General features: G+C 71.1%; 20 protein-coding genes, 1 pseudogene and 1 riboswitch. Of the genes and pseudogenes, 18 read left to right on the forward strand and 3 right to left on the reverse strand.

All coding sequences use genetic code 11. The annotated features are described in order from the left end of the window. Positions 1–33 precede the first annotated feature (33 nt). The 12 genes and pseudogenes from KDK82_RS00115 to KDK82_RS00170 all read left to right on the forward strand — a co-directional run bounded on the left by KDK82_RS00115 (position 34) and on the right by KDK82_RS00170 (position 14,849). A complete protein-coding gene (locus KDK82_RS00115) occupies positions 34–525 on the forward strand; it encodes a YbaK/prolyl-tRNA synthetase associated domain-containing protein (protein WP_088163610.1) in 492 nt (163 codons plus the stop codon). A gap of 57 nt (positions 526–582) precedes the next feature. Then, complete coding sequence (locus KDK82_RS00120) at positions 583–1,464, forward strand: CHAD domain-containing protein (protein WP_088163612.1); 882 nt, start codon at positions 583–585, stop codon at positions 1,462–1,464. 38 nt (positions 1,465–1,502) lie between these two features. Continuing rightward, positions 1,503–1,784, forward strand: a riboswitch (cobalamin riboswitch). A gap of 127 nt (positions 1,785–1,911) precedes the next feature. Further along, entirely contained in the window at positions 1,912–4,152 is a 2,241-nt protein-coding gene (locus tag KDK82_RS00125) for a TonB-dependent receptor (RefSeq protein WP_088163614.1), read from the forward strand. A gap of 10 nt (positions 4,153–4,162) precedes the next feature. Next, the gene (locus tag KDK82_RS00130; protein WP_088163616.1) at positions 4,163–5,104 is read left to right on the forward strand and encodes an ABC transporter substrate-binding protein; all 942 of its coding nucleotides are present in this window, start codon (positions 4,163–4,165) and stop codon (positions 5,102–5,104) included. Continuing rightward, entirely contained in the window at positions 5,101–6,123 is a 1,023-nt protein-coding gene (locus tag KDK82_RS00135) for an iron ABC transporter permease (protein WP_088163618.1), read from the forward strand. The genes KDK82_RS00130 and KDK82_RS00135 overlap by 4 nt, the downstream gene beginning before the upstream one ends. After that, positions 6,120–6,398, forward strand: a pseudogene (locus KDK82_RS33360) (ATP-binding cassette domain-containing protein); the annotation flags it as partial. The gene KDK82_RS00135 and the pseudogene KDK82_RS33360, both read left to right, overlap by 4 nt. 101 nt (positions 6,399–6,499) lie before the next feature. Next, positions 6,500–7,087, forward strand: a complete 588-nt coding sequence (locus tag KDK82_RS00145) for an ABC transporter ATP-binding protein (protein WP_306417379.1) — start codon at positions 6,500–6,502, stop codon at positions 7,085–7,087. Between the two features lie 4 nt (positions 7,088–7,091). Next, positions 7,092–8,114 (forward strand): LLM class flavin-dependent oxidoreductase, encoded by a 1,023-nt coding sequence (locus KDK82_RS00150; protein ID WP_088163620.1) that lies wholly within the window; start codon positions 7,092–7,094, stop codon positions 8,112–8,114. A gap of 27 nt (positions 8,115–8,141) precedes the next feature. Then, positions 8,142–9,191, forward strand: a complete 1,050-nt coding sequence (gene cobW / locus KDK82_RS00155) for a cobalamin biosynthesis protein CobW (protein WP_061289518.1) — start codon at positions 8,142–8,144, stop codon at positions 9,189–9,191. A 29-nt stretch (positions 9,192–9,220) separates the two neighbouring features. Continuing rightward, positions 9,221–13,045, forward strand: coding sequence for a cobaltochelatase subunit CobN (gene cobN / locus KDK82_RS00160; protein WP_088163622.1), 3,825 nt, complete (start codon positions 9,221–9,223; stop codon positions 13,043–13,045). Next, positions 13,042–14,178 (forward strand): ATP-binding protein, encoded by a 1,137-nt coding sequence (locus KDK82_RS00165; protein WP_088163624.1) that lies wholly within the window; start codon positions 13,042–13,044, stop codon positions 14,176–14,178. Before cobN ends, KDK82_RS00165 begins: the two co-directional genes overlap by 4 nt. 209 nt (positions 14,179–14,387) lie before the next feature. Continuing rightward, positions 14,388–14,849, forward strand: coding sequence for a VWA domain-containing protein (locus KDK82_RS00170; protein ID WP_256974381.1), 462 nt, complete (start codon positions 14,388–14,390; stop codon positions 14,847–14,849). 18 nt (positions 14,850–14,867) lie between these two features. Here KDK82_RS00170 and KDK82_RS00175 read toward each other — a convergent pair whose 3' ends face one another. Together KDK82_RS00175 and KDK82_RS00180 are read right to left on the reverse strand one after the other, a co-directional pair. Continuing rightward, the gene (locus KDK82_RS00175; RefSeq protein WP_013800609.1) at positions 14,868–15,941 is read right to left on the reverse strand and encodes an ATP-binding protein; all 1,074 of its coding nucleotides are present in this window, start codon (positions 15,939–15,941) and stop codon (positions 14,868–14,870) included. 34 nt (positions 15,942–15,975) lie between these two features. Then, the gene (locus KDK82_RS00180; protein ID WP_175403331.1) at positions 15,976–16,710 is read right to left on the reverse strand and encodes a response regulator; all 735 of its coding nucleotides are present in this window, start codon (positions 16,708–16,710) and stop codon (positions 15,976–15,978) included. 383 nt (positions 16,711–17,093) lie between these two features. Between KDK82_RS00180 and KDK82_RS00185 the strand changes: the two genes are divergently transcribed. The 3 genes from KDK82_RS00185 to KDK82_RS00190 all read left to right on the forward strand — a co-directional run bounded on the left by KDK82_RS00185 (position 17,094) and on the right by KDK82_RS00190 (position 22,219). Continuing rightward, complete coding sequence (locus tag KDK82_RS00185; RefSeq protein ID WP_063328382.1) at positions 17,094–20,234, forward strand: efflux RND transporter permease subunit; 3,141 nt, start codon at positions 17,094–17,096, stop codon at positions 20,232–20,234. Between the two features lie 3 nt (positions 20,235–20,237). Continuing rightward, positions 20,238–20,444, forward strand: a complete 207-nt coding sequence (locus KDK82_RS31640) for a hypothetical protein (RefSeq protein WP_143343368.1) — start codon at positions 20,238–20,240, stop codon at positions 20,442–20,444. A gap of 149 nt (positions 20,445–20,593) precedes the next feature. Beyond that, the gene (locus tag KDK82_RS00190; protein ID WP_088163626.1) at positions 20,594–22,219 is read left to right on the forward strand and encodes an ABC-F family ATP-binding cassette domain-containing protein; all 1,626 of its coding nucleotides are present in this window, start codon (positions 20,594–20,596) and stop codon (positions 22,217–22,219) included. Here the strand turns inward: KDK82_RS00190 and KDK82_RS00195 are convergent. Beyond that, positions 22,216–22,923 (reverse strand): Crp/Fnr family transcriptional regulator, encoded by a 708-nt coding sequence (locus KDK82_RS00195; RefSeq protein ID WP_088163628.1) that lies wholly within the window; start codon positions 22,921–22,923, stop codon positions 22,216–22,218. The two genes, KDK82_RS00190 and KDK82_RS00195, sit on opposite strands and share 4 nt — an antisense overlap. Before the next feature lie 126 nt (positions 22,924–23,049). On the opposite strand from KDK82_RS00195, the gene KDK82_RS00200 reads away from it, so the two are divergent. The 3 genes from KDK82_RS00200 to KDK82_RS00210 all read left to right on the forward strand — a co-directional run bounded on the left by KDK82_RS00200 (position 23,050) and on the right by KDK82_RS00210 (position 25,637). Continuing rightward, the gene (locus tag KDK82_RS00200) at positions 23,050–24,711 is read left to right on the forward strand and encodes an adenylate/guanylate cyclase domain-containing protein (RefSeq protein WP_088163630.1); all 1,662 of its coding nucleotides are present in this window, start codon (positions 23,050–23,052) and stop codon (positions 24,709–24,711) included. A 124-nt stretch (positions 24,712–24,835) separates the two neighbouring features. Beyond that, the gene (locus KDK82_RS00205) at positions 24,836–25,195 is read left to right on the forward strand and encodes a DUF4148 domain-containing protein (RefSeq protein WP_012207534.1); all 360 of its coding nucleotides are present in this window, start codon (positions 24,836–24,838) and stop codon (positions 25,193–25,195) included. Continuing rightward, positions 25,182–25,637 carry a DoxX family protein gene (locus KDK82_RS00210; protein WP_223275169.1) on the forward strand — a complete coding sequence of 152 codons (456 nt, stop codon included), beginning with the start codon at positions 25,182–25,184 and terminating at the stop codon, positions 25,635–25,637. The genes KDK82_RS00205 and KDK82_RS00210 overlap by 14 nt, the downstream gene beginning before the upstream one ends. Positions 25,638–25,725: the final 88 nt, after the last annotated feature.

Below are 25,725 nucleotides of genomic sequence, written 5' to 3' on the forward strand. Positions count from 1 at the left end.
CAAAACCCAGACGACTTCTCTGCGCTTTCCACCATGTTCGACACCCTTGTAGACCTGCTGCAATCCCAGGGCGCGCGTTTTCGCGTGCTGGAACATCCGGCCGAAGGCCGCTCTGACCTGGTCGCCGAAATCCGGGGCACCGCCCCCGGCCAGGGCGCCAAGGCCATGCTCTGCAAGAGCCGCGATGCGTCCGGTGTGGGCGATCCCCAGCTTTTCCTGGCCGTGCTGCCCGGCGACCGCAAGCTGGACTTCAAGCGCCTGGCCCAGGCCGTGGGCGTGCGCAAGGCCACGCTGGCCTCGCCCGAGGAGGCCCAGGCCGCCACGGGCTGCGTGATGGGATCGGTGCCGCCGTTCTCCTTCAACCCGCAGGTGCGCCTGGTGGTGGACCCGGCCCTGGTAGAGCGCTTTGGCGAGATCGCCTTCAACGCGGGCCGGCTGGACCGCTCCATCGTGCTGGACTCGGCCGACTATGTGCGCATTGCCCGGCCCGCGCTGCACAGCCTGAGCGGGGATGGCGCCGATTGACCCGGGGGCCGGGCGGTGCCCACAATCGCAGCAACGCCCGCACACCCTCTCCTGACCATGTCCACCCCTGCGAAGCAGCACCCTGACCGGCCCGATGCGGCCGGCTTTGTGCGTGCGGCGCTGGCTGCTGCCCTGGCCCAGGTGCAGTCGCATCTGGCGGTTTTGGAGGGCGGTGGCAGCGATGCCGAGACCATCCACCAGCTGCGCGTGGCCCTGCGGCGCCTGCGCACCGTGCTGCGTGAGTGCGCGGGGCTGGCGCCCGGCATGCGCGCCGAATGGGATGACCCCCTGGCCCAGGCCTTTGCGCAACTGGGCACGCTGCGCGATGCCGATACGCTGGCCGATGTGGTGCGCCCGCTGCTGCAGGCAGCCCATGCGCCCCTGTGCGACTGGCAGGCGCCGCAGGCCGTGCAGGCGGATGCAGCCGCTGCCGTGCGCGAGCCGCCATTCCTTCAGGCGCTGGCCGAGATCCAGGCGCTGGCGCAGGCGCCGCAGGGAGAGCCATCGGCCCGTTTTGCCCATCTGTCCGCCGCAGGCACGCGCAAGTACCTGGCACGGCGGCTGGCGCGCCTGCACCGCCAGGTGCTGCGCGATGGCCGGCACTTCGACCGCCTGCCGCTGGCGCAGCAGCACCGCGTGCGCAAGCGGCTCAAGCGCCTGCGCTACCTGGCGGACTTTGCGCGGGAATTCGCGCCCGGAATGTGGCCCGGCAAAAAGGGCCGGCGCTTTGCCGAGGCGCTGGTGCCCGCCCAGGACGCGCTGGGCCTGCACAACGACATGGCCGTGGCGGCCGAGCATTTCCATGCCGAGGCCGCGCGCGACCCGCGCGCCTGGTTCGCGGCCGGCTACCTGCAGGCCCGCCTGGCCACGAGCGCGCGCAGCAGCCGCCGCGCGCTGCGGGCGCTGGCCCGGGTGCCGGGCTTCTGGGCTGGGCGATAATCCGCCGCTGGCGCACCGCCGCAGCCTCTGGGCCGTGGCGGTGCGCTGTTGCTGAAGGTGCCCCATGCCGTTCACCGGCCAGGGGTTCAACGGGAAGCAGGTGCGCGATGCCATCGAGGTGGCCGCTCGCAATGCCTGCGCTGCCCCCGCAACGGTCAGCGGAATACAACTCCCCACGCGGACGCGCCCCAAACCACGCACCGCAAGCCACTGTGTCCTTCTCGGGCATGGGAAGGCGGGGATGCCTGCCGCAGCGCGCCCACCCTGCGCGCCGCAGCGTTCCGCAAGCCCGGATACCGGCCTTCTGCATTGCTTTCGGACGCCGCGGGAGTGCGCCTGTCCGGTCCGGCCCCAGCCTGCGCTGCCGTGGCCGGCTCCGGCGTGCGCGCTGTGCGGCGTGGTTCAGACGATAGGCCCCGCGGGTGAGTGGGGCAGTTGGGTCAACGCATGCGCTTCGCTTCTTCGGCCGCCGATTCCTCCGGCCTTCTCTCTGTTCTCCCTCTTGTCTCCAGCCTGTGGCCCGTAGCGGCCGCCGTCCTGCTGGCCAGCTGCGCTGCAGCGGCCGGCGCCGCGCAGGAGCCGACTTCGGGCCGATCCACGGACTCCGCCGACGATGCGCTGGACGCCGTCTTCGTGACCGCCACCGCGCGGCCCGAGGCGCGCAGCCGCATCGCGGGCACCACGCAGACCATCGACCGCGAGGCCATAGAGCGCTCCAGCGCGCGCTCGGTCACCGACCTGCTGGCCGAGAACGCCGTGGGCTTTCTCAGCGAATGGACGGCGGCCCAGACCTCGATGAACCTGCGCGGCGCCTCCACCGACGGCCAGGGGCGCGACTTCCGCAGCCAGGTGCTGGTGCTGGTCAACGGCCGGCGCGCGGGCACGGCCAACCTGTCCAAGCTCAGCCCCTCGGATGTGGAGCGCATCGAGATCGTGCGCGGCCCGTCCTCGGTGATCTACGGCAGCCAGGCCATGGGCGGGGTGGTCAACATCATCATGAAGACGGGGGCGACGGCGCCCGGCACGCGTGCCCAGGTCCAGGCCGGTTCATGGGACCTGTGGCGCACCGATGCGCAGACGGCCGGCGCCAATGACCGCTTCGACTGGTACTTCGGCGTGAGCGCAGGCGGGCGCGGCGACTACGAGTCGGGCGACGGCGGCACGCGCATGGAGAACACGGGCTGGAAGCGGCGCGGCGCCAGCGGCGCCCTGGGCTGGCAGCTGCACGAGCTGCACCGCGTGGAGCTGCAGCTGCGCACGGACGGCATCTACAACGCGGGTTTTCGCGGATCGGGCGCCAACATCTACAGCCGCGACAACCGCAGCAACCGCTCGCTGGACCTGACCTACGAGGGCGCACTGCCCGGCCAGCGCCTGAGCTGGACGACCCACCTCTACAGCCTGGTCGATACCGATGAGTTCAACTGGGCATCGCCCGTGATCCGCTCGGGCAACAGCGCCGTGCCCGGCACGGCGCGCGACTACAACCACCGCCAGCTGGACGCCACGGGCCTGCGCTTTCAGCCGCGCCTGCGTGTCAGCCAGACCAATGACCTGCTGATGGGCTTTGACTGGGAGCGCAGCAAGCTGCGCTCCGACCGCCTGCGCGTGGCCATGCCGGGCGGCCCGGCGGGCCAGGTTGCGCCCTACGACAACAACCAGACCGAGCAGGTGCAAGCGCTGTACTTCGAGGACGCGCAGACCCTGTTCGACGATCGCCTGACCCTGCGTGCCGGCCTGCGCAAGACCTGGGGCACGACGCGTTTCGACGATACGCCCAACCTGGCCCTGGCCCAGGCCAGCACGCGTGACTACGACAACCACACCTGGTCGGCCGGCGCCACCTGGAAGGCCACGGACCGGCTCACGCTGCGCGCTGCGGCCTCCACGGGTTTCCGCGCGCCCACGGCCACGGAGCTGGCCTCGGACTTCACGGCCGTCGGCGGTGGCCGCACCTTCGGCAACCCCAACCTCAAGCCCGAGACCGGCCGCCAGATCGAGGTTGGCGCTGCCCTGCAGCAGCCCGGCTGGCGCGTGGATGCGGCCCTGTTCCAGAACACCATCAGCGACCGCATCATCACCGTCTCGCGCGGGGCCACGACCAATACCTCGGACTACGCCAACAACGCGGCCGACATCGTGGCGCGCGGCCTGGAAATGCAGGCCGACATGGACCTGGCGCGGGCGCTGAACCTGACGGGCCACCAGCTCAAGGCCTGGGCTGGCGGCTACTACCACTTCAGCATGCGCGACAAGGGATCGCCAGCCTCGGCCAATACCGACAAGGTGCAGCGCATGTACCGCTACGAGGCCTCGGCCGGCGTGCGCTACGGCCAGGGCAGCGGGCGGCTGCAGGGCGACTGGAGCCTGCAGCTGTCCACGCTGCTGCGCGGCCCCATGTGGTACGACACGGAAGAGGCGCTGCTCATCCCGCAGGGCGAGTCCAGCAGCACCTTCATCCACCGCAAGGGCGCCTTCACCATCTGGAACCTGCGGGCCGACTACCGCGTGTCGCGCGGCGTCAAGCTGTTCGCAGCCGTCAATAACCTGTTCGACCTGAACCGCCATCCCATCTTCATCGCACTGGACCGCGCGCCCTGCATCGCCAACCCGGCGTACCAGAACGGCGGCTGCGGAACGTCGATGGCGGGCCGCGAACTCATGGTCGGCCTCCAGGCAGAGTTTTGAGGACCACGGCATGAGGCAATCCAGCACCACGCGCCGCCAGTTGCTGCGCCAGGGCGCGGCGGCGGCCCTGGCCTGCGGCCTGCCCGCGGCCTGGGCCGACACCGTCGCTGCAGGCGGGCCGGTGGTGCTGCAGGATGCGCTGGGCCGGCGCGTGGAGATTGCCGCGCCGCCGCAGCGCATCGTCTCCATCTTTGCCTCCAATACCGAGCTGGTGGCCGCGCTGGGCCTGCTGGACCGCGTGGTGGGCGTGGAGGATTTCACGCGCTTTCCACCGGGCGTGGAGCGCATTCCCAAGGTGGGCGGGCGGCTGGGGTTCTCGGTGGACGCCGTGGTGGCGCGCCAGCCGGACCTGGTCATCGTCACGCCCGCGCGCCAGGCGGCGCACCAGCTGGTCGATCCCATGGAGCGCATCGGCGTGCCGGTGATGGTGCTGCTCAGCCGCTCGCTGGCCGAGGTGATGGACAACCTGCGCCTGGTGGCCCGCGCCACGGGCGTGCAGCCGCGCGGCCAGGCGCTGGCCCTGGCGCAGGAAGCGCGGCTGCTGCGCGTGGACCGGCTGGTGGCCGGCCAGCCCCGGCCGCGCGCGCTCATGGTCACGGGCCGGCTGGGCAACGGCATGCTGCTGGCGGCCCGGCCGGGCACCTATACGGGAGAGGCCATGGTGCGCGCGGGCGCCGCGTTCGCGCTGGACGGCCTGGGCACGGTGCCCCAGGTCTCGCCCGAGGCCGTGCTGGCCGCCGACCCCGACGTGCTGCTGTTCGCAGGCACCCAGGAGGCCATGCAGGACCTGATCGGCCAGCGCGGCTGGCGCGACCTGCGTGCCGTGCGCGGCGGCCGGGCCACCACGGTGGCGCGTGCCGAGTTCCTGATTCCCGGGCCGCGCACCTTTGGCGGCGTGGAAAAGCTCTCGCGCTGGCTGCACCCTGAGGCCTGGGCCGGGGAGGCCGCATGAATTCCCTTTCACATCCACCTGCGTGGCGCCCCTGGGCCGGTGCGGTCCTGCTGCTGCTGGCCAGCCTGCTGATTGCCGCCTGCGCGGGCCACCAGTGGGCCAGCCCGGCCGACCTGCTGGCCGCGCTGGGCGGCGAAGACAGCCTGCGCAGCCGGCTGCTGCTGCAGTGGCGCGTGCCGCGCGTGCTGGCAGCCGCCCTGGTGGGCGCGCTGCTGGGCCTGTCGGGCGCCATCTTCCAGGGCGTATTCCGCAATCCGCTGGCCGAGCCCTATCTTCTGGGCGCCTCGGGCGGCGCGGCGCTGGGGGCGACTGTCGCCCTGCTGGTTCCCATGCATCTATTGTTCGGCCTGTCCCAGGCCTGGACGCTGCCCGTGCTGGCCTTTGCGGGCGCCTGGGGTTCGACCGTGCTGGTGCTGGCCGTCTCGCGCGTGGCCGGTGCCACCGATGCGGCCGGCATGCTGCTGGCCGGCGTGGCGCTGGCGGCCGTGCTGGGCGCGCTGCGCTCGTTCCTGATGCTGGCGCTGTCCGATGAGACGGTGAGCCTGCAGGTGGTGCTCAGTTGGGTGCTGGGCGGCATACAGACGCCGTCCTGGGGCGGGCTGGGCCTGCTGGCCGGCGCCTCCCTGGCCTGCCTGGCCGGGGCCATGGCGCTGGCGCGCGGGCTGGACCTGCTGGGCCTGGGTGCCGATGCGGCCCAGGGCTTCGGCCTGGATGTGGCGCGCTTCACGCCGCTGGCCGTGCTGGCCGGCTCGCTGGTGGTGGCCGTGGCCGTGGCCTATGGCGGGCTGGTGGCCTTCGTGGGGCTGGCTGCGCCGCACATCGCGCGCTGGATGGCGGGACCGCTGCACCGCGCGGCCCTGCCGGCGTCGGCGCTCACGGGCGCCATCATCGTCACGCTGGCCGATGCCATTGCGCGCAGCGTGCTGCCGCCGGCCGAAATCCCGCTGGGCCTGGTCACGGCCGTGGCGGGCGGGCCCTTCTTCATCGTGCTGCTGGCGCGCAGGCTGAGGTCCGCATGAACGGTGCCATCCCTTGCGCCCCACCACGCCTGCAGGCCCGGTTCCTCACGCTGCGCCACCGTGGCCGCAGCGTGCTCGACGCCGTCTCGCTGCAGCTGCCCGCATGCGGTGCCGTGGCCCTGGTGGGGCCCAATGGCGCGGGCAAGTCCAGCCTGCTGTCCCTGCTGGCGGGGCTGCAGGCGCCTGCATCCGGCAGCGTGCTGCTGGACGGGCAAGACATTGCAACCCTGCCCGTGGCCGAGCGCGCACGCCGCATGGGCTACATGCCGCAGCGCTTTGCGCCGCACTGGGACCTGACGCTGGCCGAGCTCATGCACATGCGGCTGGCGGGTCGGGGNNCGCGGGCAAGTCCAGCCTGCTGTCCCTGCTGGCGGGGCTGCAGGCGCCTGCATCCGGCAGCGTGCTGCTGGACGGGCAAGACATTGCAACCCTGCCCGTGGCCGAGCGCGCACGCCGCATGGGCTACATGCCGCAGCGCTTTGCGCCGCACTGGGACCTGACGCTGGCCGAGCTCATGCACATGCGGCTGGCGGGTCGGGGTGATGTCGAGGCGGCCATTGCAGGCGCCGGGCTGCAGGATTTCACGCGCAGGCGCTGGTCCACGCTGTCCGGCGGCGAGCAGGCGCGTGCCCTGCTGGCCACCGTGCTGGCCACCGACCCGCCCGTGCTGCTGGCCGACGAGCCCGGCGCCGCGCTGGACGTGCGCCACCGCCTGGCCCTGGTGCAGGCGCTGGCGCAGCGTGGGCGCGAGCGGCTGGTGCTGGTGGTCATGCATGACCTGGACCTGGCGCTGGCGCACTTCGGGCGCGTCATCGTGCTGGACCAGGGGCGCATTGCGCTCGATGGAGCCCCTGCCGATCTGCTGCATGCGCCGGGGCTGGATGCCGTGTTCGGCGTGGATTTCGAGCGCATCGACGCACCTCCGCAAACCTTGCTGCGCGCGCGGCTGAAACAGGAGAACTGACCCCATGCGCATCGATCTGGCCGGCTGGACGCGCGACGCCACGCGCGGCGGGCACCGTGAATTCCTGGCGCTGTTCGAGCGCGCCGAGCGCCTGGGTTTCCAGGGCGTGTGGTTCAACGAATTCCGCGTGCCCGATACCGCCTGGCCCTATCCCTCGCCCCTGCTGCTGGCCGCCGCCGTGCTGGCGCGCACCGAGCGGCTGCGCGTGGGCACCTCGGTGCTGGTGCTGCCGCTGCACCATCCGCTGATGCTGGCCGAGGAGATTGCCCAGCTGGACCTGCAAAGCGCCGGCCGCATCGACGTGGGCGTTGGCAGGGGCACGGAGCCGGCCGCGCTGCGCGCCCTGCAGATCGATGCGGACAGCACGCGCGAACGCTTCGAGCAGTCCTGCCGCATCCTGGTGGAGGCGCTGTCCGGAAAGCCCATCGCAGCGGGGCAGGGGCCCTGGCGCTTCGAGGACCGGCCCGCCCTGCCTTCGACCGTGCAGCGTCCGCATCCTCCCTTGTATGTGGCCGGCTCCACGGCAGAGACCCTGGGCTTTGCCGTCGATCAGAATCTGCCCCTGCTGCTGAGCCTGGAGCCGCCCGAAGGCACGCAGCTGGAACGCCTGGAGGCGGCCGCGCAGGAACGCGTGCGCGATGCCGCCGCGCTGCGTGCGCGTTCATCGCTGGCGCGCTATGTCTGCATCGGTGCCGATGAGGCCGCCGTGCAGGCCCAGCTGGCCACGCTGTGGCCGCAGCTGTACCAGCGGCGCGTGTACTTTGCGGGCAAGCGCGGCGTGCCGGCCGACCAGGTGCTGCCCATCGATGTGCCGCGCGTGCTGGCCGAGCAATTCATCCATGGCACGCCCGAGCAGTGCCATGCGCAGATCACCGCCTTGCGCGAGCGCACGGGCATTGGCCAGCTGCGCTGCGTCTTCAACGCCAACGGCCTGTGGAGCGATGCCCAGGCCCTCGCCGGCATGGAACTGTTTGCGCAGGAGGTTCTCCCTTCATTGCGCAGCGCCGTGCCTTTCGCCACCGTCTGACTTCCTCTTTTTTCTGGAGAACCTTCCATGCAAACCGCCAAGATTCCCGCCACCATCGTCACCGGCTTCCTGGGCAGCGGCAAGACCACGCTGCTGCGCCACATCCTGGACAACGCGGGCGGCCGGCGCATCGCGGTCATCGTCAACGAGTTCGGCGAGTTGGGCATCGACGGCGAGATCCTCAAGGGCTGCGGCATCGGCTGCGACGACGAGGGCAACGAGCGCGAAGGCGCGCTGTACGAGCTGGCCAACGGCTGCATGTGCTGCACGGTGCAGGAAGAGTTCTTCCCCGTGATGCGCGCGCTGGCCGAGCGCCGCGACCAGATCGACGCCGTGATCATCGAGACCTCGGGCCTGGCCCTGCCCAAGCCCCTGGTCCAGGCCTTCCAGTGGCCCGAGATCGCCAACGTGTTCACCGTGGATGCGGTGGTCACTGTGGTGGATACGCCGGCGGCCGCCAGCGGCCAGTTCGCCGCCAATCCCCAGGCCGTGGACGAGCTGCGCCGCGCCGACCCCAACCTGGACCATGAATCGCCGCTGCACGAACTCTTCGAGGACCAGCTGGGCGCGGCCGACCTGGTGGTGCTCAACAAGACCGACCTGGCCGATGCCGAGGCCCTGGCGCGCGTGACCGCCCTGGTGCGCGAGGAGCTGCCGCCCGAGGTCAAGATCGTGCAATCGTCCCAGGGCCGCCTGCCGCTGGACGTGGTGCTGGGCCTGGCCAAGGCGGCCGAGACCACCATCGACCAGCGCGTGAGCCACCACGACCACGACGAGGACCATGACCACGACGACTTCGACTCCTACGTGATCGACCTGCCCGCCGTGGACCGCGACCGCCTGCTGGCCGCGCTGGAGACGCTGGTGGAGCAGCACAGCATCCTGCGCGTCAAGGGCTTTGCAGAGATCCCGGGCAAGCCCATGCGCTGGCTGCTGCAGGGCGTGGGCCGCCGCTTCGACCACCATTTCGACCGCGCCTGGCGCGAGGGCGAGGCACGCGGCACGCGCCTGGTGTTCATCGGGCAAGACCTTGACGAAGCAGCGCTGCGCAAGGGCCTGGAGAATGTGGCCGCCTGACCTTCCGATTCCGCACTGAAACCTGTTCCATGCACCTGCTGTCCACGCGCCCCGGCGGCTTTGTCGAGGACGAGAGCATCGTCACCCGCCTCGACCAGACGCCGGCCGACATCGTCATCCTGAGCTCGGCCGACACCACGCTGGCCCTGCTGTCCTCGGCCGTGGCCGCGCTGGCCGGGGCGTCGGCGGACTTTCCCTCGGTGCGGCTGGCCAATCTGCTGTACCTGCGCCAGCCGGCCTCGCTGGACCTGTATGTGGACGAGGTGCTGCGCCATGCGCGCGTGGTCATCGTGGACCACCTGGGCTCGGAATCGGCCTGGCCCTACGGCATCGAGCAGATCGGCTCGCTGGCGCGCCGCAAGGGGCAGCGCCTGGCCATGTTCTCGGGTGACCTGCAGGAAGACCCGCACCTGCTGGCGCGCAGCACGCTGCCGGCCGCAGCCTGCCGCCAGCTGTGGCAGTACCTGCGCTCGGGCGGCGCGGCAAATGCGCGCGAATTCCTCAAGGCCACCGTCTACCACGGGCTGGACCGGGGCGATGCGCCGCTGCCGCCGCGCACCCTGCCGCAGGCGGCTGTCCACGTTCCCCCGGCGCTGGTCGCTGCCAGGAGCCATGCCCAGGCCCAGGTCCATGCCCATGACGTGGCCGGCATCGACGACCTGCAGCGCGCCTGGACGCCGGGCGCGCCCACGGTGGCCCTGGTGTTCTACCGCTCCCACCTGCTGGCGGGCAATACGGCGGCCTTCGACGCCATGGCCCTGTCGCTGCAGCAGCGCGGCATGAACCCGCTGCCCGTGGCGCTGGACTCGCTCAAGGACCCGCTGTGCCTGGCCACGCTGCGCCAGCTCTGCGAAGACCATGCCGTGCAGCTGGTGCTCAACACCACGGCGTTCTCGGCGCTGGAATCGGGCACGGCCCTGGCCGGCGATGCGCCCGTGCTGCAGGTCATTGCCAGCGGCGGAAACCGCGAGGACTGGTGGGCCGACAGCCAGGGCCTGCGCCCGCGCGACATCGCCATGCAGGTGGTGCTGCCCGAGATGGATGGCCGCATCATCACGCGCGCCATCAGCTTCAAGGGCCTGTCCCACCGCTGCGCCTTCACCCAGGCCGACGTGGTGGCCTACCAGCCCGAGCCCGACCGCGTGGACTTCGTGGCCGACCTGGCCTGGCGCTGGTGCCGCCTGCGCAGCCTGCCCGCGCGCGACAAGCGCCTGGCCCTGGTGCTGGCCAACTATCCGGGCAGCGAAGGCCGCATCGGCAGCGGCGTGGGGCTGGATACGCCAGCCTCCGTGATCGCCATCCTGCAGCACCTGGCTGCCGAAGGGCACGAGCTGGGCGACCCCGCGCAGCTGCCCGCCGATGGCCAGGCGCTGATGCACACCCTGCAGCAGGGCATTGCCAACGACCCTGCCCAGTGGCCGCTGCGCCCGGCCTGGCAAAGCTATGCGCTGGACGAGTACCTGGCGCGCCTGGCCGCGCTGCCGGACGGAATGGCCGACGCCATCACGGCGCGCTGGGGCGCGCCCGAGGCCGACCCGTTGCTGCGCCAGGGCCGCTTCATGATCGCGGGCCTGCGCCTGGGCCATGTCTTTGTCGGCATACAGCCGGCGCGTGCATTGGTCGGTAAAGGCATGGGCGCGCAGGACTATGCGAGCTACCACGATGCCGAGCTGGTGCCGCCCCATAGCTACCTGGCCTTCTACTTCTGGCTGCGCGACCGCTTTGCCGTGGACGCCATGGTCCACGTGGGCAAGCATGGCAACCTCGAATGGCTGCCGGGCAAGAGCCTGGCGCTGTCGGGTGCGTGCTGGCCCGATGCCATCCTGGGCCCGCTGCCGCACCTGTACCCCTTCATCGTCAACGATCCCGGCGAAGGCGCCCAGGCCAAGCGCCGCAGCCAGGCCGTGATCATCGACCACCTGATGCCGCCGCTGACGCGCGCCGAAAACCACGGCCCGCTGCAGGACCTGGAGCGCCTGGTGGACGAGTACTACGACGCCCTGCTGGTCGATGCGCGGCGCGGCGCGCTGCTGCGCCGCCAGATCCTGGACATCGTGCGCCGCCAGCACCTGGACCAGGAGCTGGACCTGGCGCCCGGTGCCGCGCAGGACGACGATGCCGTGCTCGAACGCATAGACGCCTACCTGTGCGAGCTCAAGGAAACCCAGATCCGCGACGGCCTGCATGTCTTCGGCGCCTCGCCGCAAGGGCGCCAGCGCCGCGACACGCTGCTGGCGCTGGCGCGTTTTCCGTCGGACGAAGGCCAGGGCCTGATACAGGCGCTGGCCGCCGACCTGCTGGACAGCCCCGGGTTCGACCCGCTGCGCATGGAGCCCGCACGCCCCTGGGTCGGCGCGCGCCCCGCCGCACTGCAGGCCGTGAGCGACGAGCCCTGGCGCCATGAGGGCGACACGCGCGAGCGCCTGGAGCTGCTGGCCCAGCAACTGCTGGAAGGCGAGGCCCCGGGTGGTGACTGGCCGCAGACGCGCGCCGCGCTGGCGCAGGTGCATGCCGTGCTGGCACCCGCGCTGGATGCCTGCGGCGGCGAGGAACTGCGCCAGCTGCTGCGCGGCCTGCAGGGCCGCTTCGTGCCGCCCGGGCCCAGCGGATCGCCCTCGCGCGGGCGGCCCGACGTGCTGCCCACGGGGCGCAATTTCTACACGCTGGACACGCGCGCCATTCCCACCCAGGCCGCCTGGGAGCTGGGCCAGCAGGCCACGCTCAGGCTGCTGGAGCGCTATCTGCAGGAGCATGGCGAGTACCCGCGCACCCTGGGCCTGTCGGTCTGGGGCACGGCCACCATGCGCACGGGCGGCGACGACATCGCCCAGGCCTTTGCGCTGATCGGCGTGCGCCCCAAGTGGGCGCCCGGCAGCCAGCGCGTGGTGGACTTCGAGGTGGTGCCGCGCGTGGGCATGGGCCGGCCGCGCGTGGATGTGACGCTGCGCATCTCGGGCTTTTTCCGCGATGCCTTCCCGGGCGCCGTGCAGATGTTCGACGCGGCCGTGCAGGCCGTGGCCGCGCTGGACGAGGACGCCGAGGACAACCCCATACGCGCGCGCATCCTGGCCGAGGCCGAGCAGCTGCATGCACAGGGCATGGACGCCGTGCAGGCCCGCCTGCAGGCCGGCTGGCGCGTGTTCGGCGCGCCGCCCGGCCACTATGGATCGGGCCTGGGCGGACTGTTCCAGAGCAGCGACTGGCAGGGCGATGCCGACCTGGCCCAGGCCTACCTGGGCTGGAGCCAGCACGCCTACGGCCAGGACGCCGAGGGCGTGCCCGCAGGCGACGCGCTGCGCCGCCGCCTGGGCGAGCTCGACGTGGTGGCCCACAACCAGGACAGCCGCGAGCACGACATCCTCGACTCGGGCGACTACTTCCAGTTCCAGGGCGGCATGGCCTCGGCCGTGCGCCACCTCTCGGGCCGCCAGCCCGCGCTCTACCACGGCGACCACGCCAACCCGGCCCAGCCGCGCGTGCGCTCGCTCAAGGAAGAGATTGCGCGCGTGGTGCGCTCGCGCGTCACCAATCCCAAGTGGATGGACGGCGCCAAGCGCCACGGCTACAAGGGCGCCTTCGAGATGGCGGCCACGGTGGACTATCTCTTCGGCTTCGATGCCACCACGCAGCAGGTGGGCGACCACCAGTACGCCCTGGTGGCCGACGCCTATGTGCTGGATGCGGCCACGCGGGACTTTCTCGTGCAGCACAATCCGCAGGCTCTGCGCGACATGCTGGAGCGCCTGCTCGAAGCCATGCAGCGCGGCCTGTGGGAGCAGCCCGGCGACTATCGCCAGCAGCTGGAAGACCTGCTGCTGGAACATGAAAACCACCTCGAAGGATTGCGCGGATGACCGCCTCCCCTGACCTGGGCAGCGGCGCCCAGCCCGCGCTGCCGCCGCTGTTTCCCTTTGCCGCCATCGCGGGCCAGCCCCTGCTGTGCCAGGCGCTGCTGCTGGCCGCCATCGACCCGCAACTGGGCGGCGTGCTGATCGAGGGGCCGCGCGGCACGGCCAAGTCCACGGCAGCGCGGGCGCTGGCCGAGCTCATCGATGCCGCGCCCTTCGTCACGCTGCCGCTGGGCGCCTCGCTGGAGCATCTGGCCGGCTCGCTGGACCTGGGCCAGGCCATGGCCGGCCATGCACTCAAATTCGCGCCCGGCCTGCTGGCGCGCGCCCATGGCGGCGTGCTCTATGTGGACGAGATCAACCTGCTGCCCGATGCCCTGGTCGATGTGCTGCTGGATGCCGCCGCCAGCGGCGTCAACGTGGTCGAGCGCGACGGCATCTCGCACCGCCACGCGGCGCGCTTCGTGCTGGTGGGCACCATGAACCCCGAGGAAGGCCAGCTGCGCCCGCAGCTGCTGGACCGCCTGGGCCTGTGCGTGCGCCTGGCCAATGTGGAGGATGCGGCCCAGCGCCAGGCCATCGTGCGCGCGCGGCTGTTGTTCGATGCCGACCCGGCCGCCTTCCGCGCCCGCCATGCAGACGCCCAGGCCGCGCTGGCTGCGCAGCTGCGCACGGCACGCGAGCGCCTGCAGCCGGCCGGCGCGCTGCCCTGGTCCGACGCGGTGCTGCAGGCCGCAGGCGCGCTGTGCATTGCCGCCCAGGTGGACGGCCTGCGCGCCGACCTGGTGCTGCTGCGCGCCGCCCGCGCCTGGGCCGCCTGGCTGGGCGACGCCGAGGTCAGGCCCGACCATGTGCAGGCCGTGGCCGAGCTGGTGCTGGTGCACCGCCGCAAGCCGGGGGCACCGCATCCACAGCCACAGCCACAGCAGCAATCACCACAGCAAGCGCCATCGAATCCGCCGGCACAAAGCCGGCCGCCTGCAGAATCCACGGCCAACGGCGCAGGCGACAGCCCGCCCTCCGAGGCCGACTGGGGCGCCATGCCGCCCGAGCCCGTGGGCCTGCTGCGTGTCGCCGTGCCCTCATTGCTGGCCCGCGAGGCCGCAAAGGCGGGAGCGCCCGCCACAAAAAAAGCCTGAGCCCCCGCGGCCCCACGCCACAGGCAAGGGCTGCGGGGGCGGGCCAGCAGGCGGCAGGCCAGCCCCGGCTGGCCCAGGCGCAAAGCGGGCCGCCCACCGGCAGCTGGGACTGGACGCGCACGCTGGCCGCGCGCGGCGCCCAGGCCCTGGCGCCTGAACATCTGCAGCGCCGCCGCGAGCCGCCGCAGGCCACGCGGCTGCATTGCTTTGTGCTCGATTGCTCGGCCTCCATGGCCGGCAGCGGTGCACTGGCGCGGGCCAAGGGCGTGCTGCTGTCGCTGATGGAAGAGGCCTACCGCCGCCGCGAGCAGGTGGCGCTGATCTGTTTTGCGGGCACGCGCGTGGAATTGCGCCTGCCGCCGCGCAAGGCTGCTGCCTGGAATGACGACTGGATCGCTCCCATTGGCGGGGGCGGCGGCACGCCGCTGCAGGCGGCCGTGGAGCAGGCGGGCCAGTTGCTGCAGCGCCATTGCGGCGCAGAGGCCTCCTGCCAGGGCTGGCTGTGGCTGCTCACCGACGGCCGCACGCGCGAGCGGCCCGCGCGGCCTGCGGCGGCGCAGGAGGCGGGCATCGTGGACTTTGAATCGGGCCGCGTGCGCCTGGGCCGGGCCGCTGCGCTGGCCGCCGCCTGGGACGCACGCCATGTGCGGGCCGATGATTTCGCAGGCTGATCTGCGGCTTTGACGAGGTCAGGCCGGCCAGCTCAGCTCGAACAGCGCGCCGCCACGCTCGCCCGGCAGGCACTGCGCCCGCCCGCCATGGGCCTGGGCAATGGCCTGCACCACGGCCAGGCCCAGTCCGCTGCCGTTGCCTGCACCCACGCTGGCATTCCTTCGGCTGCGGGCGCCTTCACCGCGCTGGAAGGCGTCGAAGATGCGCGGCGCAAGGTCCGCCGCCACGCCGGGGCCGCTGTCTTCCACGCGCACGGTGCACAGGCCGTGGCGCACGCGCGCGGCCACCAGCAGGGGGCCGGGCTGGGCATATTGCATGGCGTTTTCCAGCAGGGCCAGCAGGGCCTGGCGTATGCGCACGGGGTCGCAGACCACGGGCTGGTCATCGAGCTCCATCGCCAGCTGCAGGCCCGCCTGCTCCAGCGCCGGTCCCACGGCCAGGGCCACCGAGCGCACCTCGCCCGCCAGGCAGGTCTGGCGCAGCTGCAGTTGCAGATGGCCGTTTTCCTGCAGGCCCAGAAGGCGCAGGTCGTCGATCAGGCGGGTCAGCCCCTCGACCTGGGTCATCAGGCTGGCCAGCATGTCCTTGCTGGGCAGGAAGACGCCGTCGGACAGTCCCTGCAGCCGCCCGCTGAGAATGGTCACGGGCGTGCGCAGCTCATGGGCGATGGCCGCGCTCCAGAAGGCGCGTTCCTGCGCCATGCCTTCCAGGCGCCGGGCCAGGCTGTTGAAGTCGTGCACCAGCTGCGCGGCCTCGTGCAGCGCGCTGTCGTCCGTGCTGGCGCGCGCCGACAGGTCGCCCTCGGCCAGCTGGCGCAGGCTGATGGCCACCGAGTCCAGCGAGGGCAGGATGCGCCGCGACAGCCGCGTGGCCACGAAGATGGCAATCAGCATGGCCACCACCAGGGTCAGCAGCACCCAGGCCAGCTCCACGCTGGAGGGCATCCAGCCGTCGGAGACGCTGGCCGGGTGAAAGGTCAGCAGCAGCGCATAGAAGGCGTACGAGCCCAGCACGCACAGCACCACCACGGCCAGCGTGACGGCCGACATGGTCAGCACCACCTGCCGGCGCAGCCCGGCCGCTGCGCTCATGACGGCACTCCCCGGCCTGCGGCCTGTGCGGCGCTCATGGGTCCATCCCCAGCCGGTAGCCCACGCTGCGCACGCTGTCGGGCATGCCCTGCAGGCCCAGGCCTTCGAGTTTCTTGCGCAGCTTGCTGATGTGGCTGTCCACGGTGCGTTCCAGCGTGTGGCCTTCGGGCAGGCAGCTCAGCAGCAGTTCGGCGCGGCTGAACACGCGCCGGGGCGAACGCACCAGGCTGGCCAGCAGATTGAATTCGGTCACGGTGAGTTCGGGCACATGCGTGGCGCCCTGCACCTGCACGCTGACCTCGCGGCTGTCCAGGTCCACGCGAAAGGGGCCGGCCTGCAGCAGCTTGGTATCGCGGCGCTGGGCCTGGCCGCAGCGGCGCAGCACGGCCTGCACGCGCGCCACGACCTCGGCCGCGTTGAAGGGCTTGCCCACGTAGTCGTCCGCGCCAATGCGCAGGCCGATGAGCTTGTCCACGTCCTGGTTGAGGGCGGTGAGCATGATGACGGGCGTGTCGCCGCGCCGGCGGATTTCGGACAGCACCTGCCAGCCGTCGAGGCGTGGCATCTGCACGTCGAGAAGTACGAGATCGGGTTTCAAGTGGTGGTGCAGTTCAAGGGCCTGCTGGCCATCGGCGGCATGCACGGTGCGCAGGTCGCTGCGGGCCAGGTAGGCGCACAGGATGTCTGCGATCTCGGGCTCGTCCTCGGCAACGAGGATGAGCGATGTCGATGGCTGGAAAGGCAAGGGCTGGGCAATGATAGAAGCCATTTTGGGGTCGCGGCGGGGGCTGTGTTCATCTCCATCGTTCTTCCACATTTCCCGGGCCGAAATGCCATCGAAAGAACGCAAGCTGTTTCCCTGTGCCGCCGCAATTGGCCGGCATGCGAAACAAATCCCTGAATATGAAGTCACAGCGGCAATGCCGTATGAGCGGGTGGGAGAGCTGTTAGCTTTGCAGCGGCTCCATGGATGAATGGCCCTGGCGGCAACACGCCGCAGGCCGAAGCCGCACCGGCAGGAGTTTCCTCCATCCCCATGCCTCCTGGCAATCTGGATTTGCATCCGGATGGCCCCTCAGATGTGTCGGCGCCAGGCGCCGTATTTTTTCCGCAGCGCGCCCTGGCGTGCATTGAAAACCAGACCTCGCGTCCATGCCACAGTTCTTCATTCACCGGCCCGTCTTTGCCTGGGTCATCGCGTTGTTCATCGTGCTGCTGGGCGTGCTTGCCATTCCGCAATTGCCGATCTCGCGCTATCCCACGGTGGCGCCGCCCACGGTGAGCCTGTATGCCACCTATCCGGGCGCCACGCCCAAGACGCTCAATGACTCCGTGGTCTCGCTGATCGAGCGCGAGCTGTCCAGCGTCCGCCACCTGCTGTACTTCGAGTCCTCGGTGGACACCTCGGGCTCGGCCGAGATCAAGGCCACCTTCAAGCCCGGCACCAACCCCGAGCTGGCCCAGGTGGATGTGCAAAACCGCATCAAGGCCGTGGAGCCGCGCCTGCCTCAGGCCGTGCGCCAGAACGGCCTGCAGGTGGAGTCGGCCACGTCGAGCTTTCTGCTGCTGGTGGGCCTGATCTCGCCGGGCGGCGAGTTCGACGAGCTGGCACTCAATGACTACATGGCGCGCAATATCGTCGAGGAGCTGCGGCGCATCGAGGGCGTGGGCCGCGTGCAGCTGTTCGGCACCGAGCGCGCCATGCGCGTCTGGGTCGATCCGGCCAAGCTGATCTCCTACGGGCTGTCCATGGGCGACCTCACCCAGGCCATCCAGCAGCAGAACATGCAGATCGCCCCGGGCCGCGTGGGCGATGCGCCCATCGCCCCGGGCCAGCGCGTGACCACGCCGCTCACCGTGCAGGGCCAGCTGACCTCGCCCGAGCAGTTCGCGGCCATCGTGCTGCGCGCCCATGCCGACGGCTCCCGCCTGGTGCTGGGCGACGTGGCGCGCGTGGAGCTGGGTGCGCAGTCCTATGCCTTCTCCAACCGCGAGGACGGCAAGCCCGCCACCAGCGCCGCCGTGCAGCTGTCGCCGGGCGCCAATGCCGTGCGCACGGCCGCCGCCGTGCAAAAGCGCATGGCCGAGCTGGCCTCCATCCTGCCGAGGGGCATGGAGCACACCATCTCGTTCAATACCGCGCCCTTCGTCAAGATCTCCATCGAGAAGGTGGTGCAGACCCTGGTCGAGGCCATGGTGCTGGTCTTCCTGGTGATGTACCTGTTCCTGCAGAACCTGCGCTACACGCTGATCCCGGCCATCGTGGCGCCCGTGGCGCTGCTGGGCACCTTCGCCGTGATGCTGGTGGCGGGCTTTTCCATCAACGTGCTGACCATGTTCGGCATGGTGCTGGCCATCGGCATCATCGTGGACGACGCCATCGTGGTGGTGGAGAACGTGGAGCGCCTCATGGCCGAGGAAGGCCTGTCCCCGCGCGATGCCACGCTCAAGGCCATGAAGGAGATCACGGGCGCCATCATCGGCATCACCCTGGTGCTGACGGCAGTGTTCATTCCCATGGCGTTCGCCAGCGGCTCGGTGGGCGTGATCTACCAGCAGTTCACGCTGTCCATGGCCGTGTCCATCCTGTTCTCGGCCTTCCTGGCCCTGAGCCTGACGCCGGCGCTGTGCGCCACCTTGCTCAAGCCGGTGGCGGCAGGCCACCACGAGAAGAAGGGCTTCTTCGGCTGGTTCAACCGCGGCTTCGAGCGGCTGACGAACCGCTACGAGGCCCATGTCACGGGCCTGGTCCGGCGCACGGGCCGCATGATGCTGCTGTTCGCGGCCATCGTGGCCATCCTGGTGTTTGCGCTGCGCCAGCTGCCCTCGGCCTTCTTGCCCGAGGAGGACCAGGGCTACTTCATGGCGTCCATCCAGCTGCCGGCCGATGCCACGGCCGAGCGCACGCTGGACGTGGTCAAGCGCTATGAGGAGCATGTGGCGCAGCGCCCCGGCATCGCCTCCAGCATCTCGGTGCTGGGCTTCAGCTTCGCGGGCTCGGGCCCGAACGCGGCCATGGCCTTCACCACGCTCAAGGACTGGGACCAGCGCGACGGCGCCACGGCAGGCGAGGAAGTCTCGCTCGCGCAAAAGGCCATGGAACACGCGCCCGAGGGCGCCATCATGGTGCTGCAGCCCCCGGCCATCGACGAGCTGGGCACCTCCTCGGGCTTCACCATGTACCTGCAGGACCGCACCGGCCAGGGCCATGCCGCGCTCAAGTCGGCCACCGACCAGTTGCTGGCGCTGGCCGGCAGCAGCAGCGTGCTGGGCTCGGCCTACCAGGACAGCCTGCCCTCGGGCACCAGCGTGCGGCTGGAGATCGACCGCCAGAAGGCCCAGGCCCTGGGCGTGGGCTTTGCCGCCATCAGCGAGACGCTGTCCACGGCCATGGGCTCGCTGTACGTCAACGACTTCCCCAACGCCGGGCGCATGCAGCAGGTCATCGTGCAGGCCGACGCGCCCGCGCGCATGCAGGTCGATGACGTGCTCCGGCTGAACGTGCGCAATGCCTCGGGCGGCATGGTGCCGCTGGCCGAGTTCGCCACGCCCGTGTGGTCGGAAACGCCGCTGCAACTGGTGCGCTACCAGGGCTTCCTGGCATCGCGCATCTCGGGCACGCCTGCGCCCGGCACGTCCAGCGGCGCGGCCATGGCCGAGATGGAGCGGCTGGCGGCCCAGCTGCCGCCCGGCTTTGCCGTGGCCTGGACCGGCCAGTCGCTGCAGGAGCGCCAGTCGGCCGCGCAGGCGCCGCTGCTCATGGCCCTGTCCATGCTGGTGGTCTTCCTGGTGCTGGCCGCGCTGTACGAGAGCTGGTCCATCCCGCTGTCGGTGATGCTGGTCGTGCCCCTGGGCCTGCTGGGCGCGGTGGCGGCCGTGCTGCTGCGCGGCATGCCCAACGATGTGTTCTTCAAGGTGGGCCTGATCACCATCATCGGCCTGTCGGCCAAGAACGCCATCCTGATCGTGGAATTCGCCAAGCAGCTGCGCGAGGAAGGCCAGGACCTGCGCGAGGCCGCCATCAAGGCCGCGCGCCTGCGGCTGCGGCCCATCCTCATGACCTCGCTGGCCTTTGCGCTGGGCGTGGTGCCGCTGATGCTGGCATCGGGCGCCAGCGCCGAGACCCAGCACGCCATCGGCACGGGCGTGTTCGGCGGCATGGTCAGCGGCACGGTGCTGGCCGTGTTCTTCGTGCCCGTCTTCTTCGTCTTCGTCCTTGAATGGCAGCGGCGCATCGCCGGGCCGCGCGGCAGCGCGCGCCGGCCGCCGCCCGCTGCCGACCCCGGAACCTGAACCATGCCTCTCTGGATCGCGCTCAACGCCCTGTGCTTTCAGGGCCGCCCGCCGGCACAGTCTTTGAATCCCTGCGCGCCACCGGCGCCTGCGAACCCGGCCCGGCAGGCCGGCTCCGCCGGCTCCACCGGTTCCGGGCCGCCAGCGGAGCAGGCCGGCGCCTTCGCACGCGGCGCCGGTGCCACGGTGGCCGGCACGAACGGCCCATGATTTTTATAATGGCGGTTTCGTTCGCCATTGCAGGAGGTATTCGTCCCATGCGCCATTGATGCTGCCGCTGTCCCAGCGGCCCGCTTTTCCCGACCCTGCCCACCGCACGCGCAATGCATGCAAAGCGGCAAGGAACTGCGTTGGCATCCATGAACTGCGATATGACGAATACCACGATCACGCTCGACGGCGTTTCCTGCGTGCTGCCCGATGGCAGCCCCCTTTTCTCCGATCTTTCCGAAACCCTTGACCACCGCCGCACCGGCCTGGTGGGGCGCAACGGCGTGGGCAAGTCGCGGCTGGCGCGCATCCTGGCCGGGCTGGATGCGCCCTCGCAGGGCCGCTGCCTGCGTTCGGGGCAGGTGCTGTACCTGGCCCAGCGCACGGACTGGCATGACCAGCCTTCGGTGGCGGCGCTGGCCGGGCTGCAGCCCGCGCTGGAGGCGCTGGCGCGCATCGAGGGCGGCAGCTGCGATGCCCGGGACTTCGAGCGGCTGGCTGACCGCTGGGATCTGCGCCAGCGCCTGCAGGCCCAGCTGGAGCTGGCGGGCCTGGGCCATCTGCGTGCCGATACGCCGGGCCACGCCCTCAGCGGCGGCGAGGCCATGCGCGTGGCCCTGGCGGGCGCGCTGCTGTCGGGCGCCGACCATCTGGTGCTGGACGAGCCCAGCAACCACCTGGACCGCGAAAGCCGCCAGGCCCTCGCCGCGCAACTGCAGCGCTGGCCCGGTGGCCTGGTCGTGGTCAGCCATGACCGCAGTCTGCTGCAGGGCATGGAACGCATCGTGGAGCTGTCGCCGCAGGGGCTTCGCAGTTACGGCGGCGGTTACGCCTTCTATGCCGAAGCCAAGGCGCGCGAGATGGCCTCGGCGGTGCAACTGCTGGAGCAGCGCAAACTGGAGCGGCGCCGCGAAACGCAGCAGTTGCGCGAGCAGCAGGAGCGCCAGCAGCGCCGCGAGGCGCGCGGCCGCCGCCAGGGCCAGGAGGCCAACCAGGCGCGCATTCTGCTGGACCGGCAAAAGGAGCGCAGCGAGGCGTCGGCCGGCCGGCTGCGCCGCCAGCATGCAGACACGCGCGAGGCGCTGGACCAGCGCGTGCGCGAAGCGGCGCGCCAGATCGACCTGCAGGCCGGCATCCGCATGCAGGCGCCGCCACCGGCCGGTGCTCCCTGCGACGTGGTGGCGCTGCTGGACGATGTGCTGCTGCCGTTTTCGTTTTCCACGGGGCCGCGCCTGAACCTGTCTCTGTACGGCGGCCAGCGCCTGGCCGTGACGGGTCCCAACGGCTGCGGCAAGACGCGCCTGCTGGATGTGCTGTCGGGCCGCCTTGCGCCCCAGGCGGGCGAGGTGCGCCGCATGCAGGCCTGTGCCTACCTGGACCAGCGCCTGTCCCTGTTGCAGCCCGGGCGCACAGTGATGGAGCAGTTGCAGGACGCCTGCCCCGGCACCCCCGTGGATGTGCTGCGCACGCGCCTGGCCTGGCTCGGGCTGGCGGCCCGGCAGGTGGAGCAGCCCGCGGGCCGGCTCAGCGGCGGCGAGCAGCTCAAGGCTGCCCTCGCCTGCGCGCTGCATGCCGAGCCGCCCGCGCCCCTGCTCCTGCTGGACGAGCCCTGCAACCACCTGGACCTGCCTTCCCTGCAGGCGCTGGAGGCCATGCTGCGCGGCTACGCCGGCACGCTGGTCGTGGTCTCGCATGACGAGGATTTTCTGCAGGCCATCGGGCTGACCGACCGCCTGGTGTGGTCGCCGCAGGGCTGGCGAATGGAGTCCGCCTAGCTTTCCTGCGCTATCAGCGCCTGCAGTGCGCGCACATCGGTCACCAGCAGCGCCTGGCGCCCCTCCTTGCGCAGCAGGCCGCGCCGGGTGAGGGCGCCCAGCTCGCGCGTGACCTGCTCGCGGTTGGTGCTGATCTTGCTGGCCAGCACCGAGTGCGAAGGCACGGGGCTGATGAGGGCCGTGTGCTCGGACGAGACGCCCGCCTCCCGCGCCAGGCGCAGCAGCTCCATGTGCAGGCGCGTGGGCACGCCCAGGGTGCTCAGTTCCATGACGCGGTCGGTCAGTCGCCGCACCAGGCCGGCCAGGCCTTCCATCATGCGCAGCGCGATGGCGGGCTCGCGCGCCAGCAGGGCCAGGAAGTCCTGGCGCGAGAGGCTGGCCAGCAGCGAGGACTCCAGGGTGACCACATCGGTGGAGCGGGCCTGGCCGTCAATGGCCGCCAGGTCGCCGAAGTGCTCGCCGGGCCCGTAGTCGCGGAAGCTGACCTCGCGCCCGCCCGGCGAATAGGTGGTGATGCGCACGCGCCCGCTGACCAGGAAGAACACGTCGCTGCCCGTGGAGCAGCGGCTGAACACGGGCTGGCGGGCCTGCAGAGGGCGCCATTCGCAGTCGGCGGCGATGCGGTCCAGGCTGGCGCTGCCCAGGCCCTCGAACAGGGCGATGCCGCGCAGGGCGAAACTGGAGGGCTGGGTGGGGTGGGCCATGGAACCAATAGCGGGCGTAAGGTACAAAGATTCTGGATCGGCCAGGCCCGGCCTAAGTTCCTTCAAGCTGCCGTTCTTCCGGTCTTCTCCTGTCTTCTTCCGCCGTCGGGCGCATCATCGCTTTCCATGGCCCGTGTCCCTCATCCGGCTCTGCCGGCTCTGCCGTCCCTGCGCAGCCTCCACTGGTCCACCGGCCTGGTGCTGTGGACCTATGCGGCGCTGCACCTGTTCAATCACGCCCTGGGCCTGGTCTCGCTGGGCACGGCCGAGGCCGTGCGCGAGCTGGTCCATGGCGTGTGGCGATCCCTGCCCGGCAGCCTGCTGCTCTACGGCGCGCTGGCCGCGCACATGGGGCTGGCGCTGCAGGCGCTGGCGCGGCGGCGCAGCCTGCGCATGCCGGCGCTGGAGGCCGTGCGGCTGCTGCTGGGACTGGGCCTGCCGCTGCTGCTGGCCCTGCACGTGCCGGCCACGCGGCTGGCGCAGGAGGCCTGGGGCGTGGACCCCTCGTATGCGCGCATCGTGCGTTCTTCCTGGAATCCGTCCAGCATGGCCATCCAGCTGCTGCTGATGACGGCTGCCTGGACCCATGGCTGCATGGGCCTGCACATGGCCCTGCGTGCGCGCGGCTGGTGGCGGCGCTGGCAGCCGCTGCTGCTCACGGCCGCCGTGCTGCTGCCCGTGCTGGCGGCGCTGGGCATCGTCTCCATGGCGCGCGAGATCGCGGCGGCCGGCCTGCCAGCGCCGGCCGGCCCCTCGCCCGAGGCATCGCAGTGGCTGCGCGCGCTGACGACCGGGCTGCGCCAGGGCTGGCTGGCCTGTCTGGCCGCGCTGCTGGCCGGCCCCTGGCTGTGGCGGAGCATGCGCCTGCGCGGCGCCCGCCAGGTGCTGCTGCACTATCCGGGCCGCACCGTGCAGGTGGCCCAGGGCATGAGCGTGCTCGAAGCCAGCCGCGAGCATGGCATTGCCCATCTGTCGCTGTGCGGCGGCAGGGCGCGTTGCTCCACCTGCCGGGTGCGCGTGTCCGGCCCGGCCACCCACCTGCCCGCGCCGGGGCGGGACGAGCGCCTCACGCTGGAGCGCGTGGGCGCGCCGCAGGACGTGCGGCTGGCCTGCCAGCTGCGGCCCACGGGCGATGTGCAGGTGGCCCCGCTGTTTCGCTCGCCGGCAGCCGCCCAGGCCGGGCGGGGTGATGAGCAGCGCGAGGTTCGTGAAGTGCGCGCGGTGGCCATCCTGTTCGTGGACCTGCGCCGCTGGTCGGGCCTGGCCGAGCGGCAATGGCCCGTGGACCTGTCCTGGGTGCTGGACCAGTATTTCGAGCGCGTGGGCCAGGCCGTGCACGACAGCGGCGGCATGGCCAACCAGTTCATCGGCGACAGCGTGATGGCCATCTTCGGGCTGGACACCGACCTGGACACGGCCTGCCGCCAGGCCGTGCAGGCCAGCGCCCTCATCGACCGGCGCATGCAGGAATGGAGCCACACCTTCGAGGCGCAGTTCGGCCAGCCGGTGGATTTCGGCATGGGCCTGCATGCGGGGCGCGCCGCCGTGGGGCGCGTGGGCTTCGAGCACACCACCACCTTCACGGCCGTGGGCGAAGTGGTCAACACGGCCAGCCGCCTGCAGGAATACACCAAGAGCGCCCAGGCGCGGCTGGTGCTGTCGCTGGAGGTGGCGCGCCGCGCGGGCGTGGCCGATGGCCTGGGCGAAATCCGGCAGGTGCAGGTGCGCGGGCGCTCCGAGCCCTTGCCGGCCCTGCATGTGGCGCGGCCCGGCCTGCAGTGGCCGTGAGCGTGGGAGCCGGAGAGTTTGCGCAAAGCTGTGCGTTTAGGCACTGACGCGCAGGCGGGCGAAGACGAGACTGCAGCCATGCAGAACGCAATCACGCGCTGCAGGATTTGACAAAGGATTCGCCATGAAGCACGCAAAGACCCTCTTCGCCATCGTTTCCCTTTCCTCCGCCTTGTGGTCGGGCATGGCCTCGGCCGCACCGGCCGCCACGGTATCTGCAGAAACCTGGTTCGGCGCCGAGCCCGTCGCTTCCGGCCCCGCGCTGTCGCGCGCCGAGGTTCAGGCCGACCTGGCCCTGTGGAACCGCGCCGGCCTCAACGTCTACCGCGAGTCCGACGTGAACCACTGGGATGCCGACTACCAGCAGCGCCTGGCCCAGTACCAGCGCATGCGCAGCGGCCCCGAGTACCTGGCCGAAGTACAGCGCCTGGGCGGCTCGGTGAAGGCGGCCGAAGGCCAGGGTTCCGGCCGTGTCCCGGGCTGATGCGATGACGCGCGCCGCCACGCATCGCGCTGCCCACGCCGCAGCATCGCCCTGGGCCGACTTCGCACCGCTGCTGGCCCGGGTGCTGCTGAGCCTGCTGTTCATCTACAGCGGCATCGGCAAGCTGATGGGGCCGGAGGGCACCATGGCCTATATCGCCAAGGCGGGTCTGCCGCTGCCCATGCTGTCGTATGCCATGGCGCTGGTGGTGGAGCTGGGCGTGGCCACGGCCCTGCTGCTGGGCTGGCGCACCCGCGAGGCCGCGGCCGTGATGGCCGTGTTCAGCGTCATGTCGGCGCTGATGTTCCACAACCAGTTCGGCGACAAGGGCCAGCTGGTGCAGTTCCTGAAGAACCTGGCGATCGCCGGGGGATTCGTGCAGCTGATGCTGGCGCCCGTGGCGCGCTGGAGCCTGGACGCGCGGCGCAAGGCCTCGCGTTGAGCACGAGCCAGTGATCCCTGGCGCTGTGCGTTACCCATAGCCCATGAAACCGGCGCGCCCGAAAAGCCAGGGACACCGAGGAAGGGCC

The organism is Delftia sp. K82, from assembly GCF_002193035.1.
Taxonomy (GTDB): domain Bacteria; phylum Pseudomonadota; class Gammaproteobacteria; order Burkholderiales; family Burkholderiaceae_C; genus Comamonas; species Comamonas acidovorans.

Coding starts and splice junctions, on each gene's coding strand:
- KDK82_RS00205 (WP_012207534.1), top strand. CDS start 24,836: ATGAAGCACGCAAAGACCCTCTTCGCCATCGTTTCCCTTTCCTCCGCC.
- KDK82_RS00150 (WP_088163620.1), top strand. CDS start 7,092: ATGCGCATCGATCTGGCCGGCTGGACGCGCGACGCCACGCGCGGCGGG.
- KDK82_RS00125 (WP_088163614.1), top strand. CDS start 1,912: ATGCGCTTCGCTTCTTCGGCCGCCGATTCCTCCGGCCTTCTCTCTGTT.
- KDK82_RS00135 (WP_088163618.1), top strand. CDS start 5,101: ATGAATTCCCTTTCACATCCACCTGCGTGGCGCCCCTGGGCCGGTGCG.
- KDK82_RS00115 (WP_088163610.1), top strand. CDS start 34: ATGTTCGACACCCTTGTAGACCTGCTGCAATCCCAGGGCGCGCGTTTT.
- KDK82_RS00195 (WP_088163628.1), bottom strand. CDS start 22,923: ATGGCCCACCCCACCCAGCCCTCCAGTTTCGCCCTGCGCGGCATCGCC.
- cobW (WP_061289518.1), top strand. CDS start 8,142: ATGCAAACCGCCAAGATTCCCGCCACCATCGTCACCGGCTTCCTGGGC.
- KDK82_RS00180 (WP_175403331.1), bottom strand. CDS start 16,710: ATGGCTTCTATCATTGCCCAGCCCTTGCCTTTCCAGCCATCGACATCG.
- cobN (WP_088163622.1), top strand. CDS start 9,221: ATGCACCTGCTGTCCACGCGCCCCGGCGGCTTTGTCGAGGACGAGAGC.
- KDK82_RS00130 (WP_088163616.1), top strand. CDS start 4,163: ATGAGGCAATCCAGCACCACGCGCCGCCAGTTGCTGCGCCAGGGCGCG.
- KDK82_RS00185 (WP_063328382.1), top strand. CDS start 17,094: ATGCCACAGTTCTTCATTCACCGGCCCGTCTTTGCCTGGGTCATCGCG.
- KDK82_RS00120 (WP_088163612.1), top strand. CDS start 583: ATGTCCACCCCTGCGAAGCAGCACCCTGACCGGCCCGATGCGGCCGGC.
- KDK82_RS00200 (WP_088163630.1), top strand. CDS start 23,050: ATGGCCCGTGTCCCTCATCCGGCTCTGCCGGCTCTGCCGTCCCTGCGC.
- KDK82_RS00175 (WP_013800609.1), bottom strand. CDS start 15,941: ATGAGCGCAGCGGCCGGGCTGCGCCGGCAGGTGGTGCTGACCATGTCG.
- KDK82_RS00190 (WP_088163626.1), top strand. CDS start 20,594: ATGAACTGCGATATGACGAATACCACGATCACGCTCGACGGCGTTTCC.
- KDK82_RS00165 (WP_088163624.1), top strand. CDS start 13,042: ATGACCGCCTCCCCTGACCTGGGCAGCGGCGCCCAGCCCGCGCTGCCG.
- KDK82_RS31640 (WP_143343368.1), top strand. CDS start 20,238: ATGCCTCTCTGGATCGCGCTCAACGCCCTGTGCTTTCAGGGCCGCCCG.